9 protein-coding genes are annotated in these 10,383 nt (G+C 72.1%); 5 read left to right on the forward strand and 4 right to left on the reverse strand.

Annotated elements, in window-relative coordinates:
* A partial coding sequence (locus tag AB0M52_RS23720; RefSeq protein ID WP_363957512.1) for a DUF2690 domain-containing protein occupies window positions 1–549 on the forward strand: 549 nt, incomplete at its 5' end.
* 90 nt (window positions 550–639) lie between these two features.
* On the opposite strand, the gene cimA is transcribed toward AB0M52_RS23720, so the two are convergent.
* Complete coding sequence (gene cimA / locus AB0M52_RS23725; protein ID WP_363957515.1) at window positions 640–2,223, reverse strand: citramalate synthase; 1,584 nt, start codon at window positions 2,221–2,223, stop codon at window positions 640–642.
* A gap of 408 nt (window positions 2,224–2,631) precedes the next feature.
* Here cimA and AB0M52_RS23730 point away from each other — a divergent pair, with 408 nt between their 5' ends.
* Window positions 2,632–3,021 (forward strand): PRC-barrel domain-containing protein, encoded by a 390-nt coding sequence (locus AB0M52_RS23730; protein ID WP_363957535.1) that lies wholly within the window; start codon window positions 2,632–2,634, stop codon window positions 3,019–3,021.
* 85 nt (window positions 3,022–3,106) lie between these two features.
* Window positions 3,107–3,856, forward strand: a complete 750-nt coding sequence (locus AB0M52_RS23735; RefSeq protein ID WP_363957518.1) for a tyrosine-protein phosphatase — start codon at window positions 3,107–3,109, stop codon at window positions 3,854–3,856.
* Window positions 3,857–3,954: 98 nt separating this feature from the next.
* Here AB0M52_RS23735 and AB0M52_RS23740 read toward each other — a convergent pair whose 3' ends face one another.
* Both AB0M52_RS23740 and AB0M52_RS23745 read right to left on the reverse strand, forming a co-directional pair.
* A complete protein-coding gene (locus AB0M52_RS23740; RefSeq protein ID WP_363957521.1) occupies window positions 3,955–5,052 on the reverse strand; it encodes a branched-chain amino acid aminotransferase in 1,098 nt (365 codons plus the stop codon).
* 236 nt (window positions 5,053–5,288) lie between these two features.
* On the reverse strand, window positions 5,289–6,320 hold the full coding sequence (locus AB0M52_RS23745) for a 3-isopropylmalate dehydrogenase (protein WP_363957524.1): 1,032 nt from the start codon (window positions 6,318–6,320) through the stop codon (window positions 5,289–5,291).
* 216 nt (window positions 6,321–6,536) lie between these two features.
* Here AB0M52_RS23745 and AB0M52_RS23750 point away from each other — a divergent pair, with 216 nt between their 5' ends.
* Together AB0M52_RS23750 and AB0M52_RS23755 are read left to right on the forward strand one after the other, a co-directional pair.
* The gene (locus AB0M52_RS23750; RefSeq protein ID WP_363957527.1) at window positions 6,537–7,382 is read left to right on the forward strand and encodes an FAD:protein FMN transferase; all 846 of its coding nucleotides are present in this window, start codon (window positions 6,537–6,539) and stop codon (window positions 7,380–7,382) included.
* Between the two features lie 406 nt (window positions 7,383–7,788).
* A complete protein-coding gene (locus AB0M52_RS23755) occupies window positions 7,789–8,148 on the forward strand; it encodes a hypothetical protein (protein WP_363957530.1) in 360 nt (119 codons plus the stop codon).
* 118 nt (window positions 8,149–8,266) lie between these two features.
* On the opposite strand, the gene serA is transcribed toward AB0M52_RS23755, so the two are convergent.
* Window positions 8,267–9,865, reverse strand: a complete 1,599-nt coding sequence (serA, locus tag AB0M52_RS23760; RefSeq protein WP_363957533.1) for a phosphoglycerate dehydrogenase — start codon at window positions 9,863–9,865, stop codon at window positions 8,267–8,269.
* Window positions 9,866–10,383: the final 518 nt, after the last annotated feature.

Below are 10,383 nucleotides of genomic sequence, written 5' to 3' on the forward strand. Positions count from 1 at the left end.
CGGCGACTACTACTCATCTCCGGACTCGTCTCGGCCCTCGCCCTGAGCTGGAACCCGGCACCCGCCTCGGCACAGCCAACGCCCGACCGCGCCGCTGCCGCCGAGGCCGAGGCGGTGATCTCGGCCGGCGACGGGGTCAGGCTCGACGCGATAGCGCTCGCCAACGCCGGCTGCGGAGCCTCGTGCGACAACAGAGACCCGCAGACCTTCAGGATCTACTACGACGGCACCAGGTACTACACCTGCGCCGAGGACGCCATCACGCCCACGCTGTCCAGCGGCTACGTGTACCGCACGTCGAGCCCGCTGGGCAGCGTCGAGCTGCGGTACAGCCCCCGATGCCGCACGGCGTGGGCGAGGACCAGCGCCGGCAACCTCACGTTCAAGGTGGTCAGCCGCAACGCCAACGGCACGCACCGCATGACGCTGACGGCCGACTCCCCGCCGAGCACCTGGACCAGAATGGTCAACGACGCCAGCCTCGAGGCTCAGGCCTGCTACCACCCGTGGGGCCCGTACGACGGCTGGGCCTGCACCCGCTGGTACTGACGCCCGATCCGACGCTGCCGGCGACCACGATCGCGTGGTCGCCGACAGCGGTGTTCACGACAGCCTCGGCCGGGCGCGACCGCACCCCGCTCAGACCCGAGCCCGATCCAGGCCGTAGGTGAGCGCGTCGACCAGCGCGTGCCAGCTCGCCTCGACCACGTTCGGGTGCACACCGACCGTGGTCCAGCCGCCGCCCCGGCCGTCGGCCGTCTCGACCAGCACCCGGGTCACCGCGCCGGTGCCGTGGCTGCCTTCGAGGATGCGCACCTTGTAGTCGGCCAGCTGGAAGTCCCGCAGCTCCGGGTAGTGCCGGCCGAGGCCGACCCGCAGCGCCTCGTCGAGCGCGTTGACCGGGCCGTTGCCCTCCGCCGTGGCGATCACCCGCTCGCCGCGTACCCGGATCTTCACGGTCGCCTCGGAGACCACCGCGCCGTCCTCGCGGTGCTCGACCAGCACCCGGTACGACTCGAGGGCGAACGGCCGCGCCGGCGCGGCGTCCGGCAGCTCGGAGCGGACCAGCAGCTCGAACGAGGCGTCCGCGGCCTCGAACGACCAGCCACCCGCCTCCAGCTCCTTGACCCGGTTGGTGACCCGGGACAGCGTCTCCGGATGGCCGGCCAGATCCAACCCCAGCTCACGGCTCTTGAGTTCGATGCTGGCCCGGCCGGCCATCTCGGTGACCAGGATCCGCATGTCGTTGCCCACCACCTCCGGTTCGACGTGGTTGTAGAGCAGCGGATCCACCTTGATCGCGCTCGCGTGCAGCCCCGCCTTGTGGGCGAAGGCTGCGGCCCCGACGTACGCCTGGTGGGTGTCGGGTGCGATGTTGGCGATCTCGGCGATGGCGTGGGAGACCCGCACCATCTGCTCCAGGCAGCCCTCCGGTAGGACCGGCAGCCCGAGCTTGAGCTGGAGGTTCGCGACGACCGCGAAGATGTCGGCGTTGCCCGGCCGCTCGCCGTACCCGTTGGCGGTGCCCTGCACGTGACGGACGCCGGCCTCGACCGCGGCGATGGTGTTGGCCACCGCGCAGGCCGTGTCGTTCTGGGCGTGCATGCCGAGCAGTTCGGGGGCGACACCGATCCGGTCGGTCAGGTCGACGATGGCCGCGGTCACCTGGGACGGCAGCATCCCGCCGTTGGTGTCGCAGAGCACGAACCGCTCGGCGCCCGCGGCCAGCGCGGTCTCCACCACCGACGCGGTGTACGCCGGGTCGTGGCGGTAGCCGTCGTAGAAGTGCTCGCCGTCGACGAAGACCCGACGCCCCTCGGCGACCAGGTGGGTCACCGTGTCGTGGATCATCGCCAGGTTCTCCTTGGCGGTGGTGCGCAGCGCCCGCTCCACGTGCCGCAGGTCGGCCTTGGCGACCAGCGCGATCGCCGGAGTCTGCGCGTCCAGCAGGCCGCGCACCTGCGGGTCGTCGGCGGCGACCGCACCGGCCCGGCGGGTGGCGCCGAAGGCGACCAGCACCGCGTGCTTGAGGTCGAGTTCGGTACGCGCCCGACGGAAGAACTCGGTGTCCTTCGGCACCGCGCCCGGCCACCCACCCTCGATGAACCCGACGCCGAGTTCGTCGAGCAACCGGGCCACCGCGAGCTTGTCGACCACCGAGTAGCTGAGCCCCTCGCGCTGAGCCCCGTCGCGCAGAGTCGTGTCGTAGACCTGGAACGTCATGAGGATCCCTTCGTCAGGCACCGGCCAGCGCAACAAAAAGACCCCCCGCGGCTGCGGGAGGTCTGCGCGCTCGGCGGAGGGGAGGCCGGCGCGCTAGTTGCCAATAATGCGGGCGGTGCAGGTCACGCTGGGTAGTCTGCCACCGGCCGACGGCTTTTGGGAGGCGCAATCCACATATCGGGACGGCGGATTCACGCGCCAGGTGTAGGACGCGTCGCACGGGGTAGGAGTTTTCGGGACAAGGAAGCACGTTCCTCCGAGACGACTCACCAGAGTCGGGGCAGGAGAGATCCCATGGACAGGCTCGACCCGAACCGCACGCCCGCCACGCCGGACCCGGGCAGGCCGGGAGACCCGGCCCTCCGGGCTGTACACCGGGAGGATGTGACACTCCTCGGCGACCAGGGAATGGTCGCCGGTGGCGCCCCCGCCGGTGCCTTCGATCCGTGGAGCTACCGGGACGACGCCGGGGTGGCCGGCGTCAACATGGTCGGCTACAAGGTCGAGGCCAGCGACGGCTCGATCGGCAAGATCGACAGCAGCAGCCAGGAGGTCAACGCCAGCTACCTGGTGGTCGACACCGGGCCGTGGATCTTCGGCAAGAAGGTCATGCTCCCGGCCGGGACCGTAAACCACGTCGACCACGAGGAGCAGAAGGTCTACGTCGACCGCGACAAGGACCAGATCAAGGCGGCGCCGGAGTACGACGAGGCGGCCACCGACCCGGCCTACCGGGACAAGCTCGGCGGCTACTACAACGACACGTACGCGGCGACCCCGCCCGGGCTCTTCCGGTAAGGGTGCCCGGCCCCCATCACCCGGGTGGGCGGAGACGGCGTCACGGCCGGTGGGCACTGTCCCACCGGCCGTTTACCGTGTCAGGGTGGACGCCATCGAGGTCACCCGAAGAATCCCGTTCAGCGCGACGTTCAACTTCCGTGACGTCGGCGGCTACCGTGGCCAGGACGGCCGCACGGTACGCACCGGCCGGCTCTACCGCTCCGACTCGCTGCACCGCATCGGCGACCCCGACCGGGACGCCTTCGCCGCGCTCGGCGTACGGACCGTCATCGACCTGCGCCGCCCCTCCGAGGTCGAGCGCGACGGCCGGGTCCCCGACTTCGACGGGCTCACCTACCGGCACATCCACCCGGAGCACGCGGAGTGGGGCGAGCAGCCGTACCAGCCGGGCGGCGACCTCGCCCGCTACCTCGCCGACCGGTACGCCGACCTGGCCCGCACCGGCACCGCCGGGCTCGCCGAGGCGATCGGCCTGATCGCCGAGGGCGCCAACGCGCCGGTGGTGGTGCACTGCGTCGCGGGCAAGGACCGCACCGGCATCGTCTGCGGCCTGACCCTCGCCGTGCTCGGCGTCGACGACGCCGAGATCGCGGCGGACTACGCCCTGAGCAACGAGGCGTCGCGGCAGTACAGCGCCTGGGTCGCCGCCACCCTCCCCGACGCCGCCAAGGTGCCGGCGCCGTTCCTCGCCTCGCCGGCCGAGACGATGCTGCTGTTCCTGGCCGAGATCCGCGAGGGCCACGGCTCCGTCGACGACTACCTCCGCCACGCCGGGGTCACCGACGACCAACTCGCCGCGCTGCGCGTCCACCTGCTCGATCAGCACCGGTAACCGGCCACCCGACCGACGCGAAGCGGTGCACAATCGCTCGTGTTAAGAAGGGGCCCCTCCTCTGCCTCAGGCGTTAAGAAGGGCCCCTTCCTTACACCTCAGAGCACCCGGTGAACCCAGTTGTGCGGGTCGGCGGCCTTGCCGCGCTGAAGGTCGGCCAGTTGCTGGCGCAGGGCCATGGTGACCGTGCCGGGCTGACCGCCGCCGATGCTGAACTCTCCGTCCGGGAAGCGCACCTGCCCGATCGGGGTGATCACCGCGGCGGTGCCGCAGGCGAAGACCTCGCGGAGCCGGCCGCTGGCGGCATCCGCCTGCCAGTCGGCGAAGCTCACCGGCCGCTCCTCGACCCGGTGCCCGGCCGCCGTGGCCAGGGTGAGCACCGACTCCCGGGTGATGCCGGGCAGGATCGTGCCGGTCAGCGGCGGGGTGGCCACCGAGCCGTCGTCGTAGACGAAGAAGACGTTCATCCCGCCCAGTTCGTCGACGTAGCGCCGCTCCACCGCGTCCAGGAATACCACCTGGTCGCAGCCGTGCTCGATGGCCTCGGCCTGGGCCACCAGCGAGGCGGCGTAGTTGCCGCCGCACTTCGCCGCGCCGGTGCCGCCCGGCGCGGCGCGGGTGTAGTCGGGCGAGACCCAGACCGTCACCGGCTTGACCCCACCGGCGAAGTACGCGCCCACCGGCGAGGCGATCACCGCGTAGAGGTACTCGTTGGCCGGCCGGACGCCGAGGAAGACCTCGCTGGCGAACATGAACGGCCGCAGGTAGAGGCTGCCCTCCTCGCCGCCGGGAATCCACTCGCGGTCGATCTCGATCAGCCGGTGCAGCGAGTCGACGAAGGTCTCCTCCGGCAGCGCCGGCATGGCCATCCGGGCCGCGGACCTGTTGAACCGGGCCGCGTTGGCGTACGGGCGGAACATCGTCACCCCGCCGTCGGCGGCGCGGTACGCCTTCATCCCCTCGAAGATCTCCTGCGCGTAGTGCAGCACGGCGCTGGCGGGATCCATCGGGATCGGCCCGCGCGCCTCGACCCGGGCGTCGTACCAGCCCTTGCCGTCCGCGTAACGGATGGTGACCATGTGGTCGGTGAAGACCCGACCGAACCCGGGGTTGGCCAGCAGCGCGGCCCGGTCGGTGGCGGATACCGGCGCGGGATTCGGACGGATCTCGAAGTCGAGCTTGTCACCACCGCTCATCGCGCTGACCTCCCTGGGGGACGACGACATGCGCCGACCGCATGCCGGAAACATTTGTGCCAGAAACTTACCCCGAACGCTCGTTCAGCGGGTAGGTCGACCGGTGGGTAGCAAGCCGACAACCGGTGCGAAGCCCACTGGTCGAGCTGGCCGCCGCCCGGCCGGGACCGAGGCCGGGAGCACACCGGTGAACAGCTCGGGCGTCACCGCCGCGCACCGGCGACGATGCGGCAGACTCAGGCGGCGACCTGGGTCGCGATCCGGTCGCCTACCTCGGCGGTACCCAGGGCTACGCCCGGGCCGCGGCTGGCCAGCTCCGCGCTGACCGCAGCGGTGATCCGGGCCGCGGCGTCGGCGTGCCCGAGCTGGTCGAGCAGCAGGGCGCCGGAGAGCACGGCGGCGACCGGGTCGGCCACGCCGCGCCCGGCGATGTCCGGCGCGGAGCCGTGCACCGGCTCGAACATCGACGGGAACGTCCCGTCGGGGTTGATGCTGCCGCTGGCGGCGAGCCCGATCCCGCCGGTCACCGCAGCGGCGATGTCGGTGAGGATGTCGCCGAAGAGGTTGTCGGTGACCACGACGTCGTACCGCTGCGGCTGGGTGACCAGGAACATCGCGGCGGCGTCGACGTGCTGGTACTCGGTGGTCACGTCCGGGTGCTCGGCGGCCACCGCCTCGAAGGTGCGGGCCCACAGCGAGCCGGCGTGGGTGAGCACGTTGGTCTTGTGCACCAGGGTCACCTTGCGCCGCTCGCGCCGCCGGGCGCGGGCGAAGGCATCCCGGACGACCCGCTCCACCCCGTGCCGGGTGTTCAGGCTCTCCTCGGTGGCGATCTCGGCGGGGGTGCCCCGATGCAGCGAGCCGCCGGCACCCGCGTACAGCCCCTCGGTGCCCTCACGGACGACCACCAGGTCGACCTCGCCCGACTTGACCGTCGCCAGCGGGCCGGTGACGCCGGGCCAGAGCCGCGACGGGCGGAGGTTGACGTACTGGTCGAAGGCGAACCGCAGCTTGAGCAGCAGGCCCCGCTCCAGCACGCCGGGCGGGACGGTCGGGTCGCCGACCGCGCCGAGCAGGATGGCGTCGTGCCCGGCCAGCTCGGTCAGCACCGAGTCGGGCAGCACCTCGCCGGTGCGGTGGTAACGTGCCGCACCGAGGTCGTACTCGGTCGCCTCGACCCCCGGCAGCGCCGCGTCGATGACCTTGCGGGCCTCCGCGACCACCTCGGGTCCGATCCCGTCCCCGGCCACCACCGCGATCCGTGCCACGTCCGTCAGCTCCTTCGCTCGTGTCGGCTCGACGGTACGCCGCCGTCCCGCCTCCCGGTACGGATGTTCCACTTTCCGGGAATTCGGGATGCACAGCAGCTTCCCAGGGGGCACTCATGGTGCCGTCATGTCCGCTGCCTAGCGTGAGCCTCGACGGCTCACGGGGCCGGACGCCCACTGCGACGGCGCGGCGGGCGTCGAGGAGAGGGCGATGCGATGTGGACCGACGAGCAGCCACGGACCCGCTGGGTGGACCCGGCGACCTTCCGCTTCCGCCGCCCCGACCTGCGGCTGGGCGCCCGCGATCCGCGACCTGACCGGGCCGGCCCGGTGGCCGGAGACCGGATCGCCGTCCGGCACAGCGTGCGCACCTCGACCGCGGAGTACACCCTGCTGCTGAACGCCCCGGAGTGGCTCGGCCGGCGGGGAGTCGGCGAGGCGCTGCGCGACGCGGTGGCCGAGCTGCGGGCGATCGACCTCACCTACGGCCCGAACCGACCGGAAAGCCTGGTGTCCCGGCTGCGCCGGGGCGAGATCAGCCCCGAGTCGTACCCGCCGCTGGCCGACCTGGTGGACCGGTGCGCCGCGATGCGGGCGGCCACGGACGGCTGGTTCGACGCCTGGGCGGTACCCGGCGGCTTCGACCCGGGCGGCCTGCTCGGCGGGTGGGCGGTCGAGCGGGCGGCGGCCCGGTTGCGGGCCGCCGGCATCCACGACTACGCGGTGCTCACCGGCGCCGACCTGGTGGTACGCGGCCACGCCGGGCACGGCGGCCCGTGGCGGGTCGCGGTGCACCACCCGACCGAGCGGCGCCGGACACCACTGGTGCTGGAGATGACCGCGGGCGCGATCGGCACCTCCGGGGTGACCGGCCGGCAGGGACATGTGGTGGACCCGCACACCGGCGAGCCGGCCGACCAACTGGTCGCCGCGACGGTGGTGGGCCCCGACCTCGCGGTGGCCGACGCCTACGCCACCGCGCTGTACGCCGCGGGCCCGGCCGGGATGGCCTGGTTCCGCTCCGGATCGGACTACCGCCCGCTGCTCGCCGCCCGGCGCTGAGCGCAGACCGTCCTAACAGCTGAAGGCATGCGGCGGGGTGGGTGGATACGTGTCGGGGACAGCGATCGGCCTCCACGGGCGCGGCAACGACCGTGGAGGCCGGTCGGCGACGAGTGCGCGTGGCTTGCGCAATCGAGGGGTGCGGGCCGGTCGGCCGGACGTCGACCTCGCCACCCGAAGACGGGCCGGCGTCACGGACTCGGCCAGTGACCGCACCCGTACGCTATCGAATCGACGCGTTTCACGGCAAGGGTTCCACACGGGACTATCCGGAGCTACGGCGAACTTCGGTTCGGCGCGTCTGACGCCGCGCCACGACCTGAAGTTGTCGATCCTGCCCGGCCGCCGGTTGGCCTGCGGCGGGCCGTTTTCGACAAGGTGAACCGCGGATGGCACGCTGTCGGCCGTGAGTTTCGATCTGAGCGTGTGGGCCCTGGCGGACGGGGCGACGCCCGAGGATGTGCGAGCGGCGGTGCGGCGGTGCCGGGAGGGCCGGCACAGCGAGCGCCAACCGGACCCACGGGTGGTGTCCTTCTACCGGGCCATCACCGCCAGCTACCCCGACCGGCCGGCCGGTCCGGGCACCCCCTGGACGGTCGCACCGTTGCACACGGCTGCCGACCACGTGGAGTTGAACCTGGATCCGGCCTGCCCCGACCAGGTGTTGCTCGACATAGAACGGTTCGCCGGCGAGTACCGGCTGATGCTCTTCGACGCCCAGGACGGCTCGGTCTACCCGCCACCGGCGGCCTGGCTGCCCGGCTGACCCGGCCCGCCCCACCAACTCGGCCACGCCTCGGCCGAACCGGCGGCGGAGACCAGCGACGGGCGACGACGAGGGGCCCGGCCAACGGCCGGGCCCCCATCAGTCATGCGTGGCTATTTCACTCGTCGCGTAGGTCCGCCGCGCTGGCCGCGGTCGCGCCGATCGAGTCGGCGGCCGAGGTGAGCAGGTCGGCGCCGAGCGCCTGGTCGACGGTGAGGGTCATCAGCGTCTCGCCGCCGGCCTCCCGGCGGGCCACCTGCATCGCCGCGATGTTGATGCCGGCCTCGCCGAGCAGCGTACCGACGGTGCCGACCACGCCCGGACGGTCGACGTAGCGGAGGAAGAGCAGGATGCCCTCGGCGCCGATCTCCACGTCGAAGCCGTCCACCTCGGTCAGCTTGATGATGTCCCGGGTGCCGGTCTGGGCCACCGTGCCGGAGACCCGGACCGTACGGCCGTCGGGCAGCGCGCCGCGCACGGTGACCAGCACCGGGTGGTCGACGGTCTCGGGCTGGGTGGTCAGCGACACCTCCACCCCGCGCTCGGCGGCCAGGTGCGGTGCGTTGACGTAGGTCACCTGCTCCTCCACCACGGAGCTGAACAGGCCCTTGGTGGCGGCGAGCTTGAGCACCGAGACGTCGTGGTCGACGATCTCACCACGCACCTCGACGGTGACGCTGGCGGCGACCCCGCCGGCGACCGCGGTGAAGGCGCGGCCGAGCTTCTCGGCCAGCGGCAGCAACGGGCGGACATCCTCGGCGACCACGCCGCCGGCCTGCACGTTGACCGCGTCCGGCACGAACTCGCCCTGCAGGGCCAGCTTCACGCTCTTGGCCACGGCCAGGCCGGCCTTGTCCTGCGCCTCGGCCGTGGAAGCGCCCAGGTGCGGGGTGGCCACCACGTTGTCGAAGGCGAACAGCGGCGAAGCGGTGCACGGCTCCTTGGCGTACACGTCCACCCCGGCGCCGCCGACCCGGCCTTCGGCCAGCGCGTTGGCCAGCGCCTGCTCGTCGATCAGCCCGCCGCGGGCGGCGTTGACGATCCGCACGCCCGGCTTGACGATCGACAGCTCCTTCTCGCCGATCAGACCGACGGTCTCCGGGGTCTTCGGCAGGTGGATGGAGATGAAGTCGCTCTCCCGCAGCAGCTCCTCCAGGCCGACCAGGCGTACCCCGAGCTGCGCGGCCCGGGCCGGTTGGATGTACGGGTCGTAGGCGATCAGCCGGGTGCCGAACGCGGCGATCCGCTGCGCGAAGAGGACGCCGATGCGACCGAGGCCAACCACGCCGACGGTCTTGCCCTGGAGCTCCACGCCGGTGTACTTCGACCGCTTCCACTCCCCCGCCTTCAGCGCCGCGCTGGCGCTGGCGGTGTTGCGGGCGACCGCGAGCAGCAGCGCGACGGCCTGCTCAGCGGCGGAGACGATGTTGGACGTGGGGGCGTTGACGACCATGACGCCCCGCGCGGTGGCGGCCGGCACCTCGACGTTGTCCAGTCCCACACCCGCGCGGGCCACGACCTTCAGCCGGGGAGCGACGGCAATCGCCTCGGCGTCGATCTGGGTGGCGCTGCGGACGATGACGGCGTCGGCCTCGGAGAGCGCGGAGAGCAGTGCCGGGCGGTCGGTGCCGTCGACGTGGCGTACGTCGAAGTCGTGCGCGAGCACCTCGATGGCGGCGGGAGCGAGTTCTTCGGCAATCAGTACGACAGGATTCATCGGTCCTCGTAGACGTCGTATGCGGTCGGCCGGGCGACGGGACGCTGCGCTGCGCCCTGTGCTGTTCCGTGCCATGGCCGTTCGGTGCCGGCTACACACCTATCAGGGATCGTAGGTGGCTCACCGCCGGACGTGTCCCGGACCGTGGGGTGAGTGCCCTCACAGAGCGTTGTCACCCGTCGGCAATCCCCCGTTCACCGGGTTCACCAGCTGACAACGCTCCGGTACGACGAAGGTCAGCGCACGGTCAGCGGGGAGGAAACGCGAGGTGTTGCTCGCCGTCCGTATCGCGATACTGCGTCGACTGACCCGGCACCATCCCCGCCGGTATGGCCCACGGCTGGCCGAGGCGTTGGTCACCTGGTCCCAGCATTCGGCGAGAGCGACCACCCAGCGGCGGCTCGGCCGGCAGCCGACGCCGGAGACAGCCGCGGCCCGCGACCAGACGCCGGGGAGAGCGTCGCCTTCGCGTTGAAGTCGCGTGGCGCCGGGCGGGTGCCCGACTCCGGGCCGACCGG

Origin of the sequence: Micromonospora sp. NPDC051296 (assembly GCF_040682255.1) — a bacterium.
Lineage (GTDB): Bacteria > Actinomycetota > Actinomycetes > Mycobacteriales > Micromonosporaceae > Micromonospora > Micromonospora craterilacus.